Source organism: Sessilibacter sp. MAH1 (assembly GCF_054658315.1).
On the sequence record NZ_BAAGIC010000004.1, the window covers coordinates 141,486 to 165,460 of the forward strand.

The window sequence follows — 23,975 nt, forward strand, 5'->3', positions numbered from 1 at the left end:
TGACATTGATACAACAACGTGTAAATCAAGACAGTAGGTTATGAGATCTGTAGTGATAAAGCCAAGCAAAATGCTTGGCTTTATGGAGGAGAGAGCTAGTGAGATAGCTCTAACAAGAGTTTGTTCAGTCTTTGAACGTATCCCGCAGGGTCTGACAAGGTGCCACCTTCTGCTAGGTTTGCTTGGTCGAACAGAATTTTTACCAACTCAACAAAGCGATCTTCGTCGGGCTCCATGTCCAATTTAACCACCAGCGGATGCTCAGGGTTAAGCTCTAAATCGGGTTTAACCTCGGGAAGAGCCTGGCCTGCTTGCTCCATCAAACGACGCATTTGTGCACCCATGTCGTGCTCACCCACCACCAAACAAGCAGGTGAGTCGGTTAAACGATGGGTAATGCGAACGTTATTCACGTCGTCTTTTAAAGCTTCTTTAGCGCGCTCAAGTAAACCCGCCAATTGCTTTTCGCTTTCTTCTTGTGCCTTCTTCTCTTCTTCGGAATCTAACTTGCCAAGATCCAGGGAGCCTTTGGCGACATCTTGGAAATGTTTGCCGTCAAATTCCATCATGTTGCTCATCAACCACTCGTCAACACGATCTGAAAGAATGAGAACCTCGATACCTTTCTTGCGGAATACTTCTAGATGCGGACTGTTCTTAGCGGTATTGAAGTTTTCAGCGGCCACAAAATAAATTTTATCTTGGCCTTCTTTCATGCGTTCAATGTATTGCTCTAAAGACTGATCTTGGACTTTAGAATCGGTATGGGTGGACGAGAAGCGCAGTAATTTCGCGATTTTTTCGCGGTTAGCATAGTCTTCCGCCGGACCTTCTTTTAACACTTGGCCGAATTCAGACCAGAAGGTGGTGTAATTTTCTGGATCGTTTTTCGCCATTTTATCGAGCATATCCAACACGCGCTTGGTTAACGCTGTGCGCATGGCATCGATATTTGGATCTTTCTGTAAGATTTCACGAGAAACGTTTAGCGATAAATCCGCCGAGTCGACCACACCTTTAACGAAGCGCAAATACATTGGGAAGAATTGCTCGGCGTCATCCATGATGAAGGTACGTTGCACGTACAACTTTACGCCGCGTGAACCGTCACGGTTGTACAAATCGAAGGGGGCTTTCGATGGAATGTACAGCAAACTGGTGTAATCGAGCTTACCTTCTACACGGTTGTGACTCCATTTAAGAGGGTCGGTAAAATCGTGAGAAATGTGCTTGTAAAACTCTTTGTATTCTTCATCGGTTATTTCACCACGTGGACGTGTCCATAACGCGGTAGCGGTGTTAATAACCTCGTCTTCTGGAGTTGCAGGTTGGTCTTCGTCATCCGCCCCGTAATGCTCTTTGGCCATAACGACCGGAATTGAAATATGGTCGGAGTATTTCTTAACGATAGAGCGCAAACGCCAGCCATCAGCAAATTCGGTTTGATCGTCTTTCAGATGCAATACGATTTTGGTACCGCGATCGGCTTTCTCAACAGTTTCTACCGTGTATTCAGCTTCGCCATCGCACTCCCAATGCACGCCATCTTCGGGCTTAGCACCGGCTCTACGGGTGAAAACTTCGACCTTGTCGGCAACGATAAACGCGGAATAGAAACCAACACCAAATTGGCCAATAAGATGAGAATCTTTGCGCTCATCGCCGGTGAGGTTTTGCATAAACGCGGCCGTGCCCGACTTGGCAATGGTGCCCAAGTGCTCCACAACTTCATCGCGAGACATACCAATGCCGTTATCGGAGATAGTGACGGTTTTTGCGTCTTTATCAAATTCGATGCGGATTTTTAGGTCGCTATCGCCTTCAAACAAACTATCGTCTTTTACCGCTTCAAAACGCAGCTTGTCGGCAGCATCGGAGGCATTGGAAACAAGTTCTCTTAGGAAAATTTCTCTGTTGGAGTACAGAGAGTGAATCATCAAATGTAAGAGTTGTTTGGCTTCAGTCTGGAAACCGCGAGTTTCCTTCTGGGCAACAGTCATCGAGAGTAGCTCCTCAAATAATAAGTCTTGCTCTTGTTCAAACGGCACTGGTGGTAGCACAGTGCCTACTTGGCACTATAGGTGAGGGCTTTCAAAAAGATTTCAAGGCAAGAAAGGCTAATCAATCAGCAGAGCTACATGTTGATGATTATAATATCGGAATAAAAAAGCAGCCGACGATCTCTTCCCTGAGCGAATGATTATTTTTCGAGTAACTGGGGTTGATTACTTGATTAATGCGGTTCCGTAATGAAGTGCGCCCGTGCCGTCGCAATGGGTTTGTGCTCCTCTTGCTGCCAGGCTCGAACCTGCACATTAGTCACTCGATTACCCTGACGCAGAATTTCACAAGAGGCGTAGGTATCTAATAAGCGCCCTGCTCGCAAAAAATCGATGGAGAAATCAACCACTCTAGGAATCACCGGTCGTTCAAATTTTAACAATAAAAACATCGCCGCAGAGACTTCCATAAAACCTGAAATAGCACCGCCATGAATGGCAGGCAGAGTTGGATTACCCACCACACTCTCTTGAGCAGGCAAGCAGAAAAGAATGCCTTGTTGTGTGTCTAAAATTTTAATGCCGAGCGTTTGCGCGTAGGGAATTTCACCAACAAGCTTTGTGAAATCACGTTGGTTTTTTATGTGCTCAATATTTCCAAGAAAATGATCCATGATATTAAACCGCTCCTTTTTCGAGTATTGCACGAATACTCGATTGCATCGCCACCGTATGCTCGGCGCTGAGTCGCGAAAAATTAGCGTGTACGGTGGCAACCGGTTTTTCTTGTTGTTGATAAGCAACGCCGCGCGTGAAAATAATGTTTTTCGTCATTTTATAAACCTCGGCGTGGGCAAAAATATCGCTGCTGTTGTCACCTCGGCTCAGATAATCAACACGCAAGTCTAGAGTGGGCGCAAACGATAATTCACTTAAAACACTCAATGCTGCCGAGCCACAACAGGTATCGAGCAAGGTCGTTATGGCACCACCGTGCATAACACCGTTCGAAGGATTTCCCACTAGCCGTTCTTGAAAAGGCATTTTCATGGCTACGGTTGCGCGCGCTATGCTGATGTATTCAAGCTGTAGCTCGCTCACATGGTTAGCTTTTAATTGACCGCCCAACACCAGTTCACAGAGTTTTCTAACCTCTTCGAGCGACACCAACTCAGACTCTGGCGGTAAAACAAGTTCTGGAAAACTGTATTGTATTTTCATAGTTAAGGTGCCATTGGAGAATTAACTCGGCATTGGAAATTTGGATTAACCTCTCAGTGAATGAACCGGTATTTCCAATTGCTCTTAATTCAGTTTCATTTGTGTAATGTGCGGCTTAAAACCTGCTTTTTGGTAGGCCGAAATCGCCGCCGTATTTTCTGAGTATACCTCCAGATAAATATCGTTAATATCCTTCGATTTTGACCAAGCAACCAATTGCTCAATAATACCGGCGTTCAACCCCATGCCACGAAACTCAGGATCAACATACATAAATCCTAATAGCACATGTTCTTTGTGGGTTAAATACGGTTTTGAGGGCAAAATTTTTGCGTAACCGCTGGCAAGAATCCGTTGCTCTTTTTGCGCGACAACTACGCTTGAATAATCACTCTCAATTAAATCAGAAATACTGTAATAGGATACTGGGTCGGGTTTTATACACGGATTATAAGGTCTCTCAGAAGAAATAATGCCTTGTTCAAATACTAAGAGAATGGGTAAATCTTCGAGCGTTGCTTCGCGGTAAATGATGGTGGTAGACATTTTTAATAAAGAGATAAATTAGGTGTTTATTTAGGGGGAGATCTTAGAAAAATATTCTAGGAATCTCTGATTAATGTAAAGCAGGGATATACAGCAGACGATACTCTTTTGGTTAACCTATTTTGAACAGTGGCCTTTGTAATTAGCGGCTTTGTAATTATGGCCTTCTGAATTAAAACTGTTTATTCAACGAAACCTTCCTGTCAAACACATAAATGCCCGTCAAACACATAAATGCCCGTCAAACACATAAATGACCAATAAAAATCATGGCCGAAAAAAATAACCATGATTTATTAAGGAAACCTCCAATTAAATCATGAATGAGCTAATCGGAGGTTCCTAATAGGTTCCTAGGGTTTATTCGCCGTAAAAGGTTTGTCCAGATTCTGCCATAGCGCGTAATTTATCGGTGACCTTATAAAGATTTCCGTAACCCGCATACTTGTCTGCAATTGATACAAACTCGGCAATGCCTAGTGTTTCTACATAACGAATTGGACCGCCTCTGAATCGCGGGAAGCCTAATCCATATAGCATCGCCATGTCTAACTCAACAGCACTATCGACGACATTTTCTTCCAAGCAGCGTATTGCTTCTAAACAGAATGCAACCATTAATCGCTCGCAAATGGTGTTTTCATCATAGCTACAGTTGCCAGTGACAACCTCATCCAATACAGAAACAGCGTTGCTATCTTCGGTCTTTTTCGCTCTGCCACGTTCGTCTTTGGGGTAGCTATAAAAACCGACACCATTTTTTTGCCCTAAACGATCTTTCGCTAATAAGTGCTCAGCGGCAGTGATGAATTCGTATTTCATGCGATCAGGAAAACCCTCGGCAAGTACGTCTGCGGCGTGAACCGTCGTATCCATACCAATAACATCGCATAAATACGCAGGTCCCATTGGCCAACCGAAGTCTTCCATAACTTTGTCTATGGTTGTGAAGTCTATGCCTTCGTTAACCATTTGCATAAAGGCGCCCAAATACGGGAATAGCACGCGGTTTACCAAAAATCCGGGACAATCTTTAACAACGATCGGTTTTTTACCCATCGCTAAAGCGTAATTAACGGTTTTAGCAATAGCGGCGTCTGAGGTTTTGGTACCCTTAATAACTTCAACCAACGGCATTTTAGGAACCGGATTAAAGAAGTGCATACCTAAAAAGTTTTCGGGTCGAGCAAGATTTTCAGACAAATAATCGATTGAAATCGTAGATGTGTTGGTGGCTAAAACGGTGCTATCGGAGATTTCATTTTCTACTTCGGCCAATACCGCTAATTTTACTTTGGGATTTTCAACAACCGCTTCTATCACTAGGTCGATTTTATCAAATCCGTCGTAGGTTAAAGTGGGCGAAATATTGGCAAGTACTTTTGCTTTTTTATCGGCGTTAATTCGGCCTTGATTTTCTAGACGTGCAAGCAGTTGTGTGGCTTCATTAACACCCAGATCAATACCGGCTTGATTGATATCTTTCATAATAATCGGCGTGCCTTTATAAGCCGATTGATAAGCGATACCGCCACCCATAATACCAGCGCCTAAAACCGCCGAGTGACTTACAGGCTCTGAAGATTTTGCGTATTTTTTAGCAATTTTAGCCACGGCCTGCTCGGCTAAAAATACGTTAATTAATTGCTTGGCAACTTCGGTTTTGCCCATTTGGGCGAAGTATTTCGCCTCTATTTTTAATGCGCCATCACGATCAAGATTTGCGCCTTCCTCGATACATTTAACTGCGGTTAAGAGCGCGGGATAATGATGACTAAACGATTTGCTCACCGAATCTTTTAATTCGGCAAATAAGGCTGGATCATTTTCGGGAGCAATCAGAGGTGATTTTTTCTTAGCAACAGCGCCCTGCCAATCCATCTCACCGGCAATCGCTTTCTCTAAAATGACTAAGGCTTCATCCAGCAATTGCTCTGGCTCTACAATCGCATCGATAACTCCAGCACTCAGGGCCTCGGTAGCTGGATAATTGGTTGCTTTGGTAATCCACTCTATGGCGGTGCGAACACCGACAAGTCGAGACATTCTAATGGTGCCGCCAAAACCCTGAATAATACCAAGATTGGTTTCTGGCAAGCCAATGGTCGAACGTGGGGTGGCAATTCGAAAATCACCCGCGAGGGCAATCTCAAGACCACCACCCAAACAATAACCGTTGATGGCAACTACGGTTGGTACAGGTAGGTCTTCTAATTTATTGAAAATATCAAAGGTAATGTGCTCGATATTCGCGATTAAATCGGGTATGTCTTGGGAAAACATTTCTCCGAATTCTGTAATATCAGCACCAACCACAAATGAATCTTTAGCACTGGTCACTACAACACCGCGGACACTGTCATCGGTTGTGAGCATTTCTAAGACGTGTTGCAATTCTGCCAAGGTCGCCTTATCAAATTTGTTGATAGGCAGATCTTGGCGATCAAAACGTAATTCTACAAAGCCATCGGATAATGAATTCAACGATAAGGTCGCGCCTGAAAACATAATTGAGCCCTCTCACAAGCTGGTATTAAAATTTTTTGAGCGTGAAAATCCAGTCTTTTTGATATCCCCTAGACCTCGCAGCTCAATGACATAAGGATCGTTCAATCACGTTAACATTAGTCGGTTGATAACAGCAACGATCTAAGACAGTTGCCATCTGTGAATGTCACCAGTTCCACAAGAATGTATTTTTGTGCCGGCTCGGCTTTCAATTTTTACGTTTGCCGTTACAATAGCCGCGATCCTAAGGGGTGGCTTATGCCTGAGATGCAATTGCGCGAACCCTTATGACCTGATCCGGTTAATGCCGGCGTAGGGATAGGAACACATCACGAATTTCCGCCTGTTTCGCATTTGCATTCCGGGTCTCCGTAACAACGCTGTATCAGCGTGTTAATCGTTAATTGGAGGCTCTCATGAAGTTACCGCACAAACCGCAAATCCACAAAGCTCATTTACCTAAACCTAGCATTGCCAGCGCTGTTGCCTCGTCTTGCTTGTTGTTCAGCTCTGCATTAATAGCCGCTGAAAACACCAACAATAACAGTATTGAAGAAATTGTAGTGACCGCCGAACTGCGCGAAACCAATCTTCTAAAGCAGGCTTCCAGCGTTAGCATTTACACCCAAGCGGATATCGAGCGTCAAAACGCTTCACACCTTGAGCAAGTCTTGTTAAACGCTCCCAATGTGAACCTAGCCAGTGGCGCTTCGCGCGGGCGTTTTATTCAAATTCGCGGCATTGGTGAGCGCTCCGAGTTTGTTGAGCCGGTTAACTTCTCGGTTGGTGTATTGGTAGATGGCATCGACTTTACCGGTATCAGCACGGCAGTAACGGCACTGGATGTTGAACAGGTAGAAATTTTGCGCGGTCCGCAAGGAACCGTTTACGGCGCCAACGCTTTGGCCGGTCTTATCAATGTTAAAACCAACGATGTATCCCCAGAGCTTGGCGGCTCGATTAAAACCTCTTTTGCGGAATACGATACGCGCTCGGTTGAAGGAATTTTGAATGTTCCGCTCAACGATAATTTGGGCGCACGAATCGCTCTGCAAAAAAATGAAAGCGACGGCTACATTGAGAATACGTTTTTAAATCGTGACGATACTCAAAATATCGATGAAACCGTGGCAAGAACCACCTTTTCATGGCAAGCCACTGAGCAGTTAGCCCTCGATCTAATCTTATTTTATGCCGACGTCGATAATGGTTACGACTCGTTCTCTCTCGACAACGGACGTCAAACCCAAACCGATCAACCCGGACATGATCGTCAAGAAACCTTTGCTGCCGCTCTAACCTCGACCTGGTCATTGGATAACGGTCATCAATTTATTGCTTCTTTAAGTCAGGCTGACTCCGACACAGAATACGGTTTTGATGAAGACTGGACGTTTGTGGGTTTTTGCGACGGTCTTGCCTGCGACGAAGATTTTGTTGGCTTCCCGCTGGAATACTCATCGTTCGATAATTTTATTCGCGACAACAAAAACACCGCCGTTGATCTGCGTTGGTTATCGGACGAAGGCGACATTACTTGGTTAGCGGGTTTGTATTACCGTGATCAGCAGGTGGATTTACGCCGTGTTTACACGTTTTTAGATAACGATTTTTTAACCGATTATCAAACCCAAAATACTGCAATCTACGGCCAGGTAAGCTTCAGTTTAAGCGATAATCTTACGCTTACTACCGGTGCTCGAATCGAGCAAAGAGACGCCGATTACGCCGACAACGATTCGGTTCGATTAGACGCCGATGAAACCGAGTGGACCGCCAAAATCGCCCTTGAATACCAAGTGAGCGACAATCATTTCTTATATGCATTGGTTTCGCGAGGATTTAAATTTGGTGGTTTTAATCCTAACAATACCTTAGAGCCAGAATTTCGCGAATACGACTCTGAGGAATTAATTAATTACGAAGTTGGCAGTAAAGGTGTGTGGCTTGACGGTCGATTGCAAACGCTCGTGTCGGTCTTTTATCAAGATCGTGAAGATGTACAAATCACCTCTTCGAATGTGGTCTGTCCACCCGAAGGTTTCCCCTGCCAATTTAACGACTTCATTGACAATGCCGCAGCAGGAACCAGTCTTGGATTAGAGGCGCAGGTAGATTTTGCTCTAACCGATGCAGTAACCATTTACTCTAGCCTAGGTTTATTGGATTCCGAGTTTAAAGACTACGTAAGCTTCTCTCACGTTGATGCCGATCCAATGTTTAATATTGGCGTAGATCTCGATGGTCATGATCTGCCGCAAGCACCCAAGTACACCTATACCATTGGCACCAATGTACAATTAAGCTCGGCGCTAAATATTGATATACAGGTTCAAGGCAAAGACGAGTTTTTCTTCTCCAACGATCACGAGTTTAAATCGTCACCTTACAACCTAGTAAATGCCCGCGTGGAATACACACTTGAACAGTGGCAATTTGCACTCTGGGGCCGAAACATCGGCGATAAAGATTATGAAGTTCGAGGTTTCGGTACTTTTAGTAATGATCCTCGTGATTTTTTTGCTGAACCAGAACTCTACACTCAGCTGGGCGAACCCAGAGTGTTAGGCGTGAGTGCAAACTACACATTTTAATTGAGGCTGACATTATGATGTTATCGGTAGAGTTAACGATGTATCCGTTTAACGGGGATTATATTCCCCCAATAAAAGCCTTTATCGAAAAGGTAAATTCAATCGACGGTTTGAAGGTGCAAACATTTCCGACCGCAACCATTGTTATGGGCGAATATGATCGAGTCATGGACTCACTGAAAATGTTATTGAAGTGGAGCTATGAGACCCAAGGCAAAGCCGTATTCGTTGCTAAGTTTTTACCCAATTCCGAAGTGTTAAATTCTTAATTTTTACTAGCAACATAACTTGAGGTTTTCTCAAAATGCATATTCTTTTAACTTGGGAAAACCTCGCGGTTATTTTAGCCATTGCCTATCTGCTGTTTGTTTTGTTAGAAAACTCTCTCGCTTGGGTTTGTGCTTTTTTTAGCACAGCCATTTATACACTGTTATTTTGGGACGTAAGCCTGTTTATGGATTCGGCCCTGAATGCGTATTATCTCTTAATGGCGGTGTATGGTTGGCTGCAATGGAAGAAGCGCTCGGATCAGTCGCAATCAATAACTATTCACTCTTGGTCGCTGCATAAACACGCCATAGCAATATTATTGATTGTGTGCGCAACTGGAATTAGTGGTTTTTTCTTAGCAAAGAATACCAGCGCGGCTTGGCCTTATCTTGATTCTTTCACCACCTGGGCAAGTCTATTTGCCACCTATTTGGTAACTCAAAAAGTGTTGGAAAATTGGTTGTATTGGATTGTTATCGACTCCGTTTCGGTCATGCTCTATTTAGAAAGAGGTCTTACGAGTACTGCTTATTTATTTATTTTTTATGTAATTTTGTGTGTGTTTGGCTGGGGGCGTTGGAAGAAACAACTCAGCGGTGATGTGTCTCTAAATGCTGCATCTTAATTGATCAACAGCTACGCATAATTATGCAAATAAATAAGGTATTGGCGACGTGGGAAAACTGGGGAAATTGCAATCCTACCTTCGCTAAACTTACAATGCCGCCCAAAATCATCGCTCGTAGTAACGACGGTTTAACCAACGGTGCCTTTTTTTTATCAACACGCTCGGATAAAAAAATTGAATTTACGTTAAAATTATTTTCTCCGCTTTCCAATACCTATGGCATTAACCGCCAACATGAAGTTTATATACAAACAAAAGTTGCAGAGCTAGGTTTAGCACCAACGCTCATTCATGTTGATTACGACATTGGCTTTGTTGTGTCTGAGTTTATTGAAGGGAAAATCTTTAATGACCTATCAAAGTTGCCTCTAAAAAGTAAAAATCTACTTATAGAAGCTATTTCGTCCTATCAGGCAATTACGCTTGATCTTCCTGAATTTAACTACTACGAACATTTACATCGTTACGCAGAAAATTGTTCCAACACGTTAATTGGTAACGATTTAAAACAATGGCAAGAATTTTCGGTGCATTTAAAACAGTGGCAAACACAACAGCGCACCTTAAAACTGACCCATCACGACCTAAACCCGAATAATATTATTATTGCTGATAATAACCTCGCCATTATCGATTGGGAGTACGCAGGCCTAGGGGCCGGTGAGCTTGATTGGCTCGCCATAGGTGAGGCATCGAACTCTGTTTCAACAACCAATCAAAGAATTATTATTCAAATTAGTTTTTGGTTAGAAAAATTATGGTTGTTACAGGAATAACCTCTGGGAGATTTGATCTGAGTGCTACACTAATTAGCAGAAACCTATTACCTTAATTGCATATATTGATGTCTGGGTGTAATCACAAGGAATTTTTATGTCAATTTTGAATTTGAACTCTCACAACCTTACGGCGCTGTACAAATTAGACATTGAAGTGAAAAAATACACCGGTAAACGTCATCAACTCGCCTCGGAACAATCGGTTATTGAGCTGATAAAAATAGCTTTTATAAGCCCATTTCCAACCATTAAAGCTGCCTATCAACAATTCATAGATTCGCTAGATTCTAATCAGCAAGAAAAATTAAACAGTTTGGGAATTGTGCTAATTAATGCTCGAAAAAATAAACAGCCTTCAAATAAAACTTGGCTAAATCGCTTAATATCTCAGCTTGTTTAAATTCAGCAAATTTAATCAATAACTCTCCCGCGATACACACGTTTTTTTCGTTGCATCTCTGCCATTGCAGTTTCGCTGTCGACACCGGTATTTTCTGCGTTAGAAATTGACGACTCAGAAATAATGTTGCCACGATAAATTTTAGGCTTGGTAGTATCTTGAGATTTAGCAAGGGCTTGAGAATGCTCTCGACTAGATATAACCCCGCGATAAATAAGTTGTTTTTTTACTGATTCATCTAGGCCGATTTCAAAATTTTTAAATGCGTTGGCAACGGCTCGGTTGGTGCTGGCACTGGCTAATCGAACTAAATCGAGTAATGACGCTTCGTTAGAAAGATTGTGTTTAACGCCAGTTTCTCGGCGAATTTGAAGCTCTAATTGGTGTAATGCAATGATGTTACTGGTAGAAAAAGTTAGCGCTGTCATAGATATCCTTACCTACTTTTAATTGTTATACGCGAAAAGGTAATTCTAAAGCTGCATCCGGCGCTAATAATAGCCGTTAAAATTACAGTTATCACTATTTTTACAGATTATTTACAAAACACTAATCAGAGAGGAATATAGACAGAGCGGTGAGAAAATCTAAACGTGTAATAATTGTTCAAAACACACAAATGACAGACATTAATTAAATAGACAAATATGTAGCTTTAAAAACAAAAAAATAATAACAGTTTTTAGCCACCAATTTATAAAATAAAAATTTAAAAAATTAGACATAAAAAAGGCGACCCACGGGCCGCCTTTTTCAAAAATTAATCCGTAGATTAATCTTACCAACCAGTAACTTCTTTCAAAGTTTTACCGATGTCTGCAAGGCTGCGACAAGTAGCAACGCCAGCATCATTTAATGCAGCGAATTTCTCGTCAGCGGTACCTTTACCACCAGAAATGATTGCACCGGCGTGACCCATGCGTTTTCCTGGAGGAGCAGTAACACCTGCAATGTAAGAAACAACTGGCTTGGTTACATTTGCTTTAATGTAAGCAGCCGCTTCTTCTTCGGCAGAACCACCGATTTCACCGATCATTACAATCGCTTCGGTCGCTGGGTCTTCTTGGAACAACTTCAGAATATCAATGAAGTTAGAACCAGGAATTGGGTCACCACCAATACCAACACAAGTAGATTGACCGAAGCCCGCATCCGTAGTTTGCTTAACAGCTTCGTAAGTCAAAGTACCAGAACGAGAAACGATACCTACTTTACCTGGCAAGTGAATGTGACCAGGCATAATGCCGATCTTACACTCTCCTGGAGTGATAACGCCTGGACAGTTAGGGCCGATTAAACGTACGCCCAATTCGTCACACTTAACTTTTACTTCAAGCATATCCATAACTGGAATGTGCTCGGTAATACAAACGATTAGTTTGATACCGGCATTTGCTGCTTCCAAAATGGAGTCTTTACAGAATGGCGCAGGAACGTAGATTACAGATGCTTCCGCACCAGTAGCTTCAACGGCTTCTGCAACAGTGTTGAATACAGGCAAGCCTAGGTGAGTAGTACCACCTTTACCTGGAGTAACACCGCCTACCATTTTTGTACCGTAAGCAATCGCTTGCTCAGAGTGGAAAGTACCTTGGCCGCCAGTGAAACCCTGACAAATTACTTTGGTGTCTTTATTAATTAAAATACTCATTGTGCTTCCCCTTAACCTTGAGCCGCTTTAACAACTTGCTCTGCAGCATCGGTCAGGCTAGTTGCAGCGATGATGTTCAGACCGCTATCCGCAAGTACCTTAGCACCTAGGTCAGCATTGTTACCTTCCAAGCGCACAACAACAGGTACTTTTACGCCAACTTCCTCAACTGCACCAATAACGCCTTCAGCGATCAAATCACAGCGTACGATACCGCCGAAAATGTTGATCAATACTGCTTTAACGTTGTCATCGGCCAAGATGATTTTGAAAGCTTCGATTACACGCTCTTTAGTTGCACCACCACCTACGTCTAGGAAGTTGGCAGGCTTACCACCGTGCAGGTTTACGATGTCCATGGTACCCATTGCAAGGCCAGCACCGTTAACCATACAACCGATGTTACCTTCTAGAGCAACGTAGTTAAGGTCCCATTGAGCAGCGTGAGCTTCACGAGCATCTTCTTGCGAAGGATCGTGCATTTCTTTCAGCTCTGGGTGACGGTATACAGCGTTACCATCGATAACAACTTTAGCGTCTAGACAGTGAAGGTTACCTTCATCGGTAATAACCAATGGGTTAATTTCAAGAAGAGCCAAGTCTTTTTCTTGGAACATTTTCGCAAGACCCAAGAAGATTTGGGTAAATTGCTTAATTTGAACGCCTTCTAGACCTAATTTAAATGCCAATTCACGGGCTTGGTATGGCTGTGCGCCAACTAGAGGGTCTACAGTTGCTTTTAGAATCTTTTCTGGAGTTTCTTCTGCAACTTTCTCGATTTCTACACCACCTTCTGTCGATGCCATGAAAACGATACGACGGCTAGAACGGTCAACAACCGCGCCTAGGTATAGTTCGTTAGCAATGTCGGTGCAAGATTCAACCAAAATACGGCTAACTGGCTGGCCTTTTTCGTCTGTTTGGTATGTAACCAAACGGTTGCCTAACCATTTTTTTGCGAACTCTTCGATCTCGGCTTTGGAGCTTACAAGTTTTACACCACCGGCTTTACCGCGACCACCAGCGTGAACCTGGGCTTTAACCACCCACTTATCGCCACCAATTTCATCAGCTGCTGCCGCAGCTTCTGCTGCAGTCACTGCAGCAATACCTTTTGATACAGGCAAGCCGTATTCGCGAAACAGCATTTTGCCCTGATACTCATGCAAGTTCATGACTATTTATCCGTTTTTGACTGTGTTTTCGAGCAACCGCAGATGGGTTATCTGCCGTCCTGTCCAACTCAATTGACATCTATGAGGTCTTAACCTCACGCCTTGGTTGCCCGGAGCGGGTACGCTAATGTGCCCCGAGCCTCACTGGAGCTGGGTTTAGCTCAAAGTGAGTCTGACGCCGAAATGAAAGCGTGACGTCAAAGCTAGTAGGTATCCGTCTTAATGCGGCTTTTGTTTTTGGTTGATAGCGATCTTATTTTTTACGCTTTGGACGGTTCGGCATATGAATCGCGTGACCGTTAACCGCCAACGCAGCTTCTTTAACCGCTTCAGAGAAGGTTGGGTGACCGAAAACAGTCATACCGATGTCTTCTGCAGAAGTACCGAATTCCATTGCCAAAGCAACAGCTTGAACAAGGTCAGAAGCGCTTGGGCCAACAATGTGGCAGCCAAGAACACGGTCGGTATCAGCGTGGGCAAGCATCTTAACTTTACCGTCTGACTCGTTTGCAGCAACTGCACGACCGATAGCGGTAAATGGGAAGGTACCAACGTTGTAAGGAATACCGTCTGCTTTTAATTGCTCTTCAGTCTTACCGACAGAGGCAACTTCTGGGTGGGTATAGATTACGTTTGGAATAATGTCGTAATTGATAAGGGTTTTTTCGCCAGCAATACGCTCAGCTACCATTACACCTTCTTCAGAGCCTTTGTGCGCGAGCATTGGGCCACGAACAACGTCGCCAACTGCCCAAACACCGGGAGCATTGGTTGAGCAAAGGTCGTTTACGTAAATGAAACCGCGCTCATCTAAGTTTACACCGCTGTCGCCAGCAAGCAGGCCTTCGGTGAATGGGCGACGACCAACACAGACGATCAACTTGTCAAAAGTTTGTTTTGCTTCGTTACCGTCAGCATCGGTGTAAGTAACTTCTACTTCACGACCTTTGATTTCGGTGCCAGTTACGCGACAACCTAGACGAATATCCAACCCTTGTTTGGTTAGAATTTTCTTCGCTTCTTTGGCAATTTCCTGATCCATGGTAGACAGGAAGTCAGGCATGGCTTCAAGAAGTACAACGTCTGAACCCAAACGGCTCCATACGCTGCCTAGCTCAAGACCAATTACACCCGCACCAATTACGCCCAAACGAGCAGGAACCGATGAGAACTCAAGTGCGCCAGTTGAATCAACAATAATGTCGTTGTCGACTGGGGCAACCGGGATAGCAACGGGTGTTGAACCGCTAGCAAGAATGACGTTACTGGCTTCTAAAACGGTGGTTTTACCGTCGAAATCGGTGTATTCCACTTTTTTGCCAGCAAGTAGTTTTCCGGTACCGTATAAAGAAGTAACTTTGTTAGCTTGGAACAAACCAGCGATACCGCCAGACATTTGCTTAACAACTGCGTCTTTACGCTTGATCATGGTAGGAACATCGATAGTCACTTCACCGGTGCTGATACCGTGAGCTTCGAACGCCGCATGTGCATCGTGATATTTGTGAGAGCTATCTAGTAACGCTTTTGAAGGGATACAACCGACGTTCAAGCAGGTACCACCGTTGATACCTTTACCGTCTTTATTTTTCCACTTTTCAATACAAGCAGTTTTCAAACCTAACTGCGCACTGCGGATTGCGGCGACGTAACCCGCAGGGCCCGAGCCAATGACGATAACATCGTATTTATCCGACATAATTCAATTCCTGATCAGTAAATCTTTATGGTGAGGCCAGTTACAACTGACGTTATAACTGGCCACGATATCGATATGGGGAGGCCTAATTAAACTTGCAACAAGATGCGAGCAGGATCTTCAATCATTTCTTTGATTGCTACCAAGAATTGAACAGCATCTTTACCGTCAAGCAAGCGGTGATCATAAGAAAGCGCTAGGTACATCATTGGTAAGATTTCAACCTTACCGTTTACAGCCATTGGGCGATCTTGGATTTTGTGCATGCCAAGAATAGCTGACTGAGGTGGGTTAAGAATTGGCGTTGAAAGTAGCGAACCAAACACACCACCGTTGGTGATTGTGAAGGTACCACCAATCATCTCATCAATACCTAACTTGCCATCGCGAGCACGAAGGCCATAGTCACGGATGGTGTTTTCGATAGTTGCAATGCTCATATCGTCAACGTCACGAAGAACAGGAACAACCAAGCCATTTGGAGTAGAAACCGCAACACCAATGTCTTGGAAGCCATGGTATACAACATCGTCACCATCGATAGAAGCATTAACTTGCGGGAAGCGTTTCAGCGCTTCACAAGCCGCTTTGGTAAACATGCCCATAAAACCTAGGCGAGAACCGTTGTGCATTTTTTCAAACAGATCCTTGTACTCTTGACGAAGATCCATTAAAGGCTTCATGTTAACTTCGTTGAAGGTAGTCAACATAGCTGTTGACGTAGTTGCATTCAATAGACGCTCAGCAATGCGCTTACGCAAACGAGTCATTGGAACACGTTTTTCGATGCGCTCACCCGCAGGTAATGGCGCAGCAACTGGAGCAGGCTTAGCAGCAACTGGCGCAGGAGCAGGGGCTGGTTTAGAAGAGGCACTAGCAACGTCTTCTTTAGTGATACGGCCACCTTTACCAGTACCAGCAACAGAACCTAAATCAACACCTTTTTCATCGGCCATTTTGCGAGCAGCTGGACTTGCAATTGTTTCAGAGGCTGAAGAGGCAGCTGGAGCTTCAGCAGCAACTGGAGCAGCCGCAGCAGATGCAGATGCACCTTCAGTGATAACGCCAATCACTTGGTTGCTGGCAATGGTCGCACCTTCTTCGGCAGAGATTGCGGTTAATACACCATCAACTGGGGCAACAACTTCCAATACAACTTTATCGGTTTCAATATCAACGATCAGTTCATCACGAGCTACTGCTTCACCAACTTTTTTGTGCCAGCTGGCTACGGTACCGTCCTGAACAGATTCAGGGAAAGTTGGAGCTTTAATTTCAACAGCTGCGCCACTGGCAGCAGAAGCAGTAACCGGAGCAGCCGCTACAGGAGCGCTAACGCTAGCACCGCCTTCAATAATATTTGCGATTACTTCATTACTTAAAACTGTGTCGCCTTCTTTTTTAAGAACATCGCCAAGAACGCCGTCTGCAGGAGCAACAACTTCAAGAACTACCTTGTCGGTTTCAATGTCGACCAACAATTCATCTCGACTGACTGCTTCGCCAGGTTGTTTGTGCCAATTTGCTATTACACCGTCTTGTACCGACTCTGGAAAGGTAGGCGCTTTGATTTCTGTAGTCATTGTGGTTGATCTTCCTTCGGGATACCGCTTCGTTATGGAGTATTTATTGTGGCGGGCAACGCCCGCCGTGTTTCTAATGGCCCAAATCTTTTATCTGTACTACTCAACTGTAAGAGCTTTTGCAACTAGGCGATTTTGCTCTTCAACATGCGTAGACATGTACCCTGCCGCTGGCGCCGCAGACGCATCACGTCCTGCAAATCGTAAAGGAGCTTTATGGTCAAGCTTATCCAGCACGCGATACATGCGATGCTGAATGCTAAACCATGCACCTTGGTTCATTGGCTCTTCTTGACACCAAGTGAAATCAACGATGTTTTTGTAAGGAGATAGCGCTTCGAACAACTCTTGTTCTGGGAACGGGTACAACTGTTCGACTCGTACTAATGCAACATCATCAATTTCTTTTTCGTTACGCGCTTCAAGCAAGTGGTAGTACACCTTGCCGCTACACATAACAACACGCTTCGCTTTTGCTGGATCGATTTCTTTATCAGCAATCACGTTTTGGAAGCTGCCATCGGCAAGCTCTTCCAATGTTGATGTTGCAAGCGGATGACGCAAAATCCACTTTGGACTCATAACGATCAACGGACGACGCATTGGTCGAATCGCTTGTCGACGCAACATATGGAACACTTGTGCAGGAGTTGTTGGGATACACACCTGAATATTGTGCTCAGCACACAACTGCATAAAACGCTCTAAACGTGCAGAAGAATGCTCTGGGCCTTGTCCTTCATAACCGTGCGGCAACAACATGGTTAAACCACATAGACGACCCCACTTGTGCTCACCACTGGTGATAAATTGGTCGATTACAACCTGCGCACCGTTAGCAAAGTCACCAAATTGAGCTTCCCAAATCACTAAACTTCTAGGAGCAGTCGTTGCGTAGCCGTATTCAAACGCAAGTACAGCTTCTTCAGACAAGTAAGAGTCGTACAAATCAAAAGCTGGTTGATCAGCTTTAAGATGAGATAACGGGGTGTAGCGAGTAGCATCTTTCTGACTGTGAACGACGGCATGACGGTGAGAGAAAGTTCCTCGACCACAGTCCTGACCAGTCATACGAATCGAATAACCTTCATCAAGCAGGGTGCCGTAGGCAAGAATCTCCGCCATACCCCAGTTCAATGCAGCACTGCCGGCGGCCATTTTGCGTCGATCTTCATAAATCTTAGAAACTTGGCGCTGAATCTGGATACCATCTGGAACTTCACAGGTTTTCACAGCGATTTCGCTTAATTTCTTAATCTCTACGCGCGTGTCACCTTCGGCAGTCCAATCGTGGCCGATGTATGGCGACCAATCTACAAACAACGAAGAATCTGGCTCGGTAATTAAACCATCTGCTACTGATTCACCGTTATCTAACTTAGCGCGATATTCTTTCGCTAAGTTGTCGGAATCGTCCTGTGACAAAATATTTGCAGCCACCAAACGATCAGAATACAGAGTACGAGTGGTTTTGTGGTTGCGAATTTTTTGATACATCAACGGCTGAGTTGACGAAGGCTCGTCAGTTTCGTTGTGACCACGACGACGGTAACAAACCAAATCGATAACAACGTCTTTTTTGAACTCGTAGCGATAATCCATCGCTAATTGAGCCACAAAAATTACCGCTTCTGGGTCATCGCCATTAACGTGGAATACAGGAGCTTCTACGAACTTAGCGATGTCGGTACAGTAATCGGTAGAGCGGGCATCTTCTTTCAAACTTGTGGTAAAACCAACTTGGTTGTTGATTACAACATGAAGAGTACCGCCGGTTTTGTAGGCGCGAGTTTGCGACATTTGGAAGGTTTCAAAGACAACACCTTGACCCGCAAATGCAGCATCACCGTGAACAGAGATGGGTACAACTAGATCACCGGTTGAATCATTTCTTCTGTCTTGACGAGCTCTTACGGAACCCTCAACCACTGGGGAAACAATTTCCAAGTGCGATGGGTTAAACGCCATGGCTAGGTGAACTTCGCCACCCTGAGTCATCACGTTTGAAGAGAAGCCCTGGTGGTATTTAACGTCACCTGAGGTAGAAACAAGCTTCTTACCTTCGAATTCTTCAAACAGCGCAGTTGGGTTTTTACCAAGAATGTTCACTAGGGTATTTAAACGACCACGGTGAGCCATACCCATAACAATTTCTTTAGCACCAAAAGCGCCAGCGCGTTTGATTAATGCGTCAACTAACGGAACGAAACTTTCGCCACCTTCAAGGCCGAAACGTTTGGTACCTGGGTATTTAGAATCAAGATGACGCTCAAGACCTTCGGCTGCGGTTAGTCGATCGAGTAAACGCAATTGAACTTCTTTACTGTAATTCGGCTTCGCACGAACACTTTCTAAGCGTTGCAATAACCACTGACGCTCAGCAGCATCATTAATATGGGTAATTTCTGAACCAATAGACCCACAATAGGTTTCTTGTAGTGCACTTAAGATGTCGCGAAGAGGGGCTTCGTCTACGCCCATCATTAGATCGCCAGTTTGAAATACTGTGTCTAAATCAGCGGTAGTTAAGCCGTGATAATGAATATCTAGGTCTGCAACTTCTGCTTTAACTTCCATTTCTAATGGATCAGTTTTCGCGAGTTTATGACCACGAGATCGATAGGCATTAATCAGCTGAACAACTTTAATTTGCTTAGCTTCGTGCTCAGGACTCACTGCACCTGCAGAAGATGATCCTAAAGTCGCTTTACCACGTACACGATCTTTAGCAAGTTGCGCAAACTGCTGTCTAATAATTGAATGAGGTGTATCAGCGCCGACGGCACCCTGTACTCTTGGGAGTTGATCAAAATATTCACGCCACTGTTCTGGAACAGCGTTCGGATCGTGAAGATATGCATCATACAAATCTTCTACATATGCGGCATTACCGCCTGATATATGGGAAGTACTCCACAGAGCTTCCATTATGCTGTCTTGCATTTCTGCCCACCTTTAAACTGGGGCATCCTACCTGCAAGAGGCGCTAAAATGTCACGGACGCGAATACCTCAAATCTTGATAAGATTAAGGCTCTCTGACCTTGGCAATTATTTTCGTTCTGAAAAACTACAAGGCGAAGCTAATTTTCTTTGCAGATTTCGGCTTATGATCCAAAATCTAAGAAACGGCGTAGAAACCTTGAGTGTCAGAACGTTATCCGCCTGACTTTTACAGATAGGCCGACGGTTAGTCGACGCACCCCGATGTTCGCTAAAAAGTCGTTTATTCAACGACATCCGTTTTTATTTATCACCGTAAAGCCGGTGCTCTCGAAATTTACTTGTCTAAAATGTTTTTCCAAACAAGCTATCGAATTTAGCTTCGAAACGTAATTGATGCTAATGACAACCTAAATCAAATTTATTCTAATAATTTATGCTCAAATTATTCATGGGCCCGTTTTCTATCGATTTTGCTTATAAAAAAGCGGCGCTAGAAACTCATGAATACATTTGATTTTTAATTGGCAAACATAATTACATTAAAACTTTTTCTAAACCAAGGCTATAAGACCTTGGTTTAGAGGTCTAACAATAACAGCCTACAAATTAGGTTGCATTGCTCAACAACAAGCTTCTGATATGACCAATTGCGCGCGTTGGGTTCAAACCTTTCGGACAAACTTGTACGCAGTTTTGAATTCCGTGGCAACGGAACACACTGAACGGATCATCCAAATTAGCAAGACGTTTTGTCGTTTCCGTATCACGGCTGTCTGCCAAGAATCGGTAAGCCTGTAATAAACCGGCAGGACCAATAAACTTGTCAGGGTTCCACCAGAAAGATGGGCAGCTTGTTGAACAGCACGCACACAAAATACACTCGTACAATCCATCTAATTTTGCACGTTCTTCAGGAGACTGAAGACGCTCAATAGCTGGCGCTGGAGTATTGTTTTGTAGGAACGGTTCGATCTTTTTGTACTGCTCATAGAACTGAGACATGTCGATAACAAGATCGCGAATTACCGGTAAGCCGGGCAATGGACGTAGGACCAATTTATTGTCTTTAACACACTCAGACAAAGGCTTGATACACGCCAAACCATTTTTACCATTGATGTTCATGCCGTCAGAGCCACAAACACCTTCACGACAAGAGCGACGGAACGCTAAAGATGGATCTTGGGCTTTAAGAAGCTCAAGAACATCAAGAACCATCAGATCTTTACCCTGAGTATCAACCTCATATGTTTTCATATAAGGCGCTTTATCTGCATCAGGGTTGTAACGATAAACTTCTACTTTCAACATAATCATTACTCCCGAAATTAGTAGGTACGCACTTTAGGCTCAAAACGCTCAACAGTTTTTGGAGCGAAGTTAACCTGACGTTTTGTAACGCGCTTTTCACCTGGGAAGTAAAGTGAGTGACACAACCAGTTTTCGTCATCACGCTCTTGGAAGTCTTCACGGGCGTGAGCACCACGAGACTCTTTGCGCTCTTCCGCTGCGATAGCAGTTGCTTCAGCAGTTTCAAGAAGGTTTTGTAGCTCAAGTGCTTCGATACGAGCGGTGTTGAATGCATTACTCTTGTCTTCAAGGTAAACGTTTTCAATACGCTCACGTAAAGCAGCCAACTTCTTAACACCTTCTTGCATGTAATCACCGCGACGGAATACACCGAAGTGGTTTTGCATAATGGTTTGAAGCTCTTTACGAAGTACAGAAGCATTCTCACCAGAGGTGGAGTTGTTAACTTTGTTCAAGCGAGCCATTGCAACTTCGATATCAGAATCTGAAGCTTCACGCATCTCGATGCCTTCACGTAGTGCTTTCTCAATGTAAAGACCTGCGGAGCGACCAAACACAACCAAGTCTAGCAAGGAGTTACCACCAAGTCGGTTTGCACCGTGAACAGATACACACGCGATCTCACCACAAGCATACAAGCCTTCGATAACTTGATCGTTACCTTGAGCATCTTGAGTTAGCGCTTGACCATGAATGTTAGTAGCAATACCACCCATCATGTAGTGACACGTTGGAACAACTGGAATTGGCACTTTAACTGGGTCTGCGTGCGCGAAGGTACGAGACAACTCACAAATACCTGGCAGACGGCTTTCAAGAACTTCTTCACCTAGGTGATCAAGCTTCAAGAATACGTGATCGCCATCAGGGCCACAGCCACGGCCTTCTAGAATTTCTAGAACCATAGAGCGAGCAACAACGTCACGACCGGCAAGGTCTTTTGCGTTAGGAGCATAACGCTCCATGAAGCGCTCACCATCTTTGTTAATCAAGTAACCGCCTTCACCGCGACAACCTTCAGTAACAAGTACACCCGCACCGTGAATACCGGTTGGGTGGAACTGCCACATTTCGATATCTTGAACAGGAACACCCGCACGTAGAGCCATACCAACACCGTCGCCAGTATTGATGTGTGCGTTTGTAGTAGAGGCGAAGATACGACCAGCACCGCCTGTAGCAAATACAGTAGCTTTAGATTTAACGTAAACGGTTTCGCCGGTTTCGATATTAATTGCGATAACACCAGTCACAACATTGTCTTGGTTTTTAACCAAATCAACAGCAAACCATTCGTTAAGGAATACGGTGTTATTTTTAACGTTGTTTTGATAAAGAGTATGCAAAAGCGCATGACCAGTACGGTCTGCCGCTGCACAAGTACGAGCTGCCTGACCACCTTTACCGAAGTCTTTAGACTGACCACCAAAAGGACGTTGGTAAATACGACCCTCTTCGGTACGAGAGAATGGAAGACCCATGTGCTCAAGTTCGAAAACAGCTTCTGGACCTACTGAACACATGTATTCGATAGCGTCTTGGTCACCGATATAATCGGAACCTTTAACGGTATCGTACATGTGCCAGCGCCAATCATCGTTAGGATCTGAAGAAGCGATCGCACAGGTGATACCACCTTGTGCCGATACTGTATGCGAACGAGTTGGAAATACTTTAGTGATTACAGCAGTTTTGTAACCAGATTGCGCCATCTGCAACGCAGCGCGCATGCCCGCACCACCACCGCCGATAACGATGCCATCAAAAGAAATAGTTCTCATGTTAGCCATGACTTATAGACCCCACAATATCTCAACACCCCAAACGGTGTATACAATAGCCACAGCACCCAAAAACACCTGTGCCACAATTCGAGCTACAACCGCTTTAGAGCCGATCGCACGATACGTTAAATAGTCTGTAAGAACCGACCACAATCCAATCCAAGCGTGAGCAATAATAGAAAGGAGAGTAACAAGGCTAAATATACGCATCCAAAGCTGATCATAAAGACCGGCCCATTGTTCGTAAGTTAAACCTGGATTCGCGATTAAATACGCGACTATGAATAATGTGTATAACGCCAGGACAACAGCACTGATACGTTGGATTAACCAATCGTAAAGTCCACTACGTCCAAAACTCGTAACTGCTGTTACCATACCCAAACTCCCGCTAACAGAATCAATATAACTGCCACTACAGCAACGATTTTTGCACCAGCACGACCACCTTCAAGGGACTCACCGATACCGGCATCCATGATTAAGTGACGTACACCAGCAACTAGGTGATACGCAAGTGCTGCCAAGCTAGCCCAAATAATTAACTTAACTAAAGGACTGGCGAAGACTTCTTTCACACTGTCAAAACCTTCTTCGGAACTCAAGCTTGTGCCTAATGCCCAAAGCAATAATGCAACAACGCCAAAAAGAATGACGCCAGAGACACGATGAAGGATAGAAACGTAAGCGGTGATAGGAAGGTTGATAGTTGAGATATCTAGATTTACAGGTCTTTTTTTGTTCACGGTTAGTGCTACCTTATTTCGCTACCAAAAGGGAGCCAGTTCAAGAAAGGCTATTTTTGTATAGTCGGCGGGAAATGCCTCGCTCACAAGCTGTGGAATCTAGCGAATTTCGCACGTAATTCCCCCTGTAAGAAC

20 protein-coding genes and 1 riboswitch are annotated in these 23,975 nt (G+C 44.2%); of the genes, 5 read left to right on the plus strand and 15 right to left on the minus strand.

The window, feature by feature from the left end; translation table 11 throughout:
• Positions 1 to 95: 95 nt before the first annotated feature.
• From htpG to fadB, 5 genes are all read right to left on the minus strand, one after another.
• Positions 96 to 2,000, minus strand: a complete 1,905-nt coding sequence (htpG, locus tag ACYQ28_RS05630; RefSeq protein ID WP_460048678.1) for a molecular chaperone HtpG — start codon at positions 1,998 to 2,000, stop codon at positions 96 to 98.
• A gap of 233 nt (positions 2,001 to 2,233) precedes the next feature.
• The gene (locus ACYQ28_RS05635) at positions 2,234 to 2,674 is read right to left on the minus strand and encodes a PaaI family thioesterase (RefSeq protein WP_460048679.1); all 441 of its coding nucleotides are present in this window, start codon (positions 2,672 to 2,674) and stop codon (positions 2,234 to 2,236) included.
• 4 nt (positions 2,675 to 2,678) lie between these two features.
• Positions 2,679 to 3,221, minus strand: coding sequence for a PaaI family thioesterase (locus ACYQ28_RS05640; protein WP_460048680.1), 543 nt, complete (start codon positions 3,219 to 3,221; stop codon positions 2,679 to 2,681).
• 84 nt (positions 3,222 to 3,305) lie between these two features.
• Positions 3,306 to 3,767: an N-acetyltransferase family protein gene (locus ACYQ28_RS05645; protein ID WP_460048681.1), complete on the minus strand. Its 462-nt coding sequence runs from the start codon at positions 3,765 to 3,767 to the stop codon at positions 3,306 to 3,308.
• A 360-nt stretch (positions 3,768 to 4,127) separates the two neighbouring features.
• Complete coding sequence (fadB, locus tag ACYQ28_RS05650; RefSeq protein ID WP_460048683.1) at positions 4,128 to 6,275, minus strand: fatty acid oxidation complex subunit alpha FadB; 2,148 nt, start codon at positions 6,273 to 6,275, stop codon at positions 4,128 to 4,130.
• Positions 6,276 to 6,512: 237 nt separating this feature from the next.
• Positions 6,513 to 6,611: riboswitch (TPP riboswitch) on the plus strand.
• Between the two features lie 80 nt (positions 6,612 to 6,691).
• On the opposite strand from fadB, the gene ACYQ28_RS05655 reads away from it, so the two are divergent.
• The 5 genes from ACYQ28_RS05655 to ACYQ28_RS05675 all read left to right on the plus strand — a co-directional run bounded on the left by ACYQ28_RS05655 (position 6,692) and on the right by ACYQ28_RS05675 (position 10,946).
• A complete protein-coding gene (locus tag ACYQ28_RS05655) occupies positions 6,692 to 8,869 on the plus strand; it encodes a TonB-dependent receptor (RefSeq protein ID WP_460048685.1) in 2,178 nt (725 codons plus the stop codon).
• A 14-nt stretch (positions 8,870 to 8,883) separates the two neighbouring features.
• A complete protein-coding gene (locus ACYQ28_RS05660) occupies positions 8,884 to 9,138 on the plus strand; it encodes a YkoF family thiamine/hydroxymethylpyrimidine-binding protein (protein WP_460048686.1) in 255 nt (84 codons plus the stop codon).
• 35 nt (positions 9,139 to 9,173) lie between these two features.
• Positions 9,174 to 9,764 carry a nicotinamide riboside transporter PnuC gene (gene pnuC / locus ACYQ28_RS05665; protein ID WP_460048687.1) on the plus strand — a complete coding sequence of 197 codons (591 nt, stop codon included), beginning with the start codon at positions 9,174 to 9,176 and terminating at the stop codon, positions 9,762 to 9,764.
• Positions 9,765 to 9,787: 23 nt separating this feature from the next.
• Positions 9,788 to 10,543 (plus strand): phosphotransferase, encoded by a 756-nt coding sequence (locus ACYQ28_RS05670; protein ID WP_460048689.1) that lies wholly within the window; start codon positions 9,788 to 9,790, stop codon positions 10,541 to 10,543.
• 97 nt (positions 10,544 to 10,640) lie between these two features.
• Positions 10,641 to 10,946, plus strand: a complete 306-nt coding sequence (locus tag ACYQ28_RS05675) for a hypothetical protein (protein ID WP_460048690.1) — start codon at positions 10,641 to 10,643, stop codon at positions 10,944 to 10,946.
• An 11-nt stretch (positions 10,947 to 10,957) separates the two neighbouring features.
• On the opposite strand, the gene ACYQ28_RS05680 is transcribed toward ACYQ28_RS05675, so the two are convergent.
• The 10 genes from ACYQ28_RS05680 to sdhC all read right to left on the minus strand — a co-directional run bounded on the left by ACYQ28_RS05680 (position 10,958) and on the right by sdhC (position 23,840).
• The gene (locus ACYQ28_RS05680) at positions 10,958 to 11,374 is read right to left on the minus strand and encodes a hypothetical protein (protein ID WP_460048691.1); all 417 of its coding nucleotides are present in this window, start codon (positions 11,372 to 11,374) and stop codon (positions 10,958 to 10,960) included.
• A 350-nt stretch (positions 11,375 to 11,724) separates the two neighbouring features.
• Positions 11,725 to 12,597 carry a succinate--CoA ligase subunit alpha gene (sucD, locus tag ACYQ28_RS05685; protein ID WP_460048693.1) on the minus strand — a complete coding sequence of 291 codons (873 nt, stop codon included), beginning with the start codon at positions 12,595 to 12,597 and terminating at the stop codon, positions 11,725 to 11,727.
• Positions 12,598 to 12,608: 11 nt separating this feature from the next.
• Complete coding sequence (sucC, locus tag ACYQ28_RS05690) at positions 12,609 to 13,772, minus strand: ADP-forming succinate--CoA ligase subunit beta (protein WP_460048695.1); 1,164 nt, start codon at positions 13,770 to 13,772, stop codon at positions 12,609 to 12,611.
• Positions 13,773 to 14,025: 253 nt separating this feature from the next.
• Positions 14,026 to 15,471, minus strand: a complete 1,446-nt coding sequence (gene lpdA / locus ACYQ28_RS05695; RefSeq protein ID WP_460048697.1) for a dihydrolipoyl dehydrogenase — start codon at positions 15,469 to 15,471, stop codon at positions 14,026 to 14,028.
• A gap of 89 nt (positions 15,472 to 15,560) precedes the next feature.
• Positions 15,561 to 17,054 (minus strand): 2-oxoglutarate dehydrogenase complex dihydrolipoyllysine-residue succinyltransferase, encoded by a 1,494-nt coding sequence (gene odhB / locus ACYQ28_RS05700; RefSeq protein ID WP_460048699.1) that lies wholly within the window; start codon positions 17,052 to 17,054, stop codon positions 15,561 to 15,563.
• A 99-nt stretch (positions 17,055 to 17,153) separates the two neighbouring features.
• Complete coding sequence (locus ACYQ28_RS05705) at positions 17,154 to 19,997, minus strand: 2-oxoglutarate dehydrogenase E1 component (protein ID WP_460048701.1); 2,844 nt, start codon at positions 19,995 to 19,997, stop codon at positions 17,154 to 17,156.
• Between the two features lie 608 nt (positions 19,998 to 20,605).
• Positions 20,606 to 21,310 (minus strand): succinate dehydrogenase iron-sulfur subunit, encoded by a 705-nt coding sequence (locus ACYQ28_RS05710; RefSeq protein WP_460048703.1) that lies wholly within the window; start codon positions 21,308 to 21,310, stop codon positions 20,606 to 20,608.
• 17 nt (positions 21,311 to 21,327) lie between these two features.
• Positions 21,328 to 23,100, minus strand: a complete 1,773-nt coding sequence (sdhA, locus tag ACYQ28_RS05715) for a succinate dehydrogenase flavoprotein subunit (protein WP_460048705.1) — start codon at positions 23,098 to 23,100, stop codon at positions 21,328 to 21,330.
• A gap of 3 nt (positions 23,101 to 23,103) precedes the next feature.
• Positions 23,104 to 23,472 (minus strand): succinate dehydrogenase, hydrophobic membrane anchor protein, encoded by a 369-nt coding sequence (sdhD, locus tag ACYQ28_RS05720; RefSeq protein ID WP_460048706.1) that lies wholly within the window; start codon positions 23,470 to 23,472, stop codon positions 23,104 to 23,106.
• Entirely contained in the window at positions 23,466 to 23,840 is a 375-nt protein-coding gene (gene sdhC, locus ACYQ28_RS05725; protein ID WP_460048708.1) for a succinate dehydrogenase, cytochrome b556 subunit, read from the minus strand. The genes sdhD and sdhC overlap by 7 nt, the downstream gene beginning before the upstream one ends.
• Positions 23,841 to 23,975 lie beyond the last annotated feature (135 nt).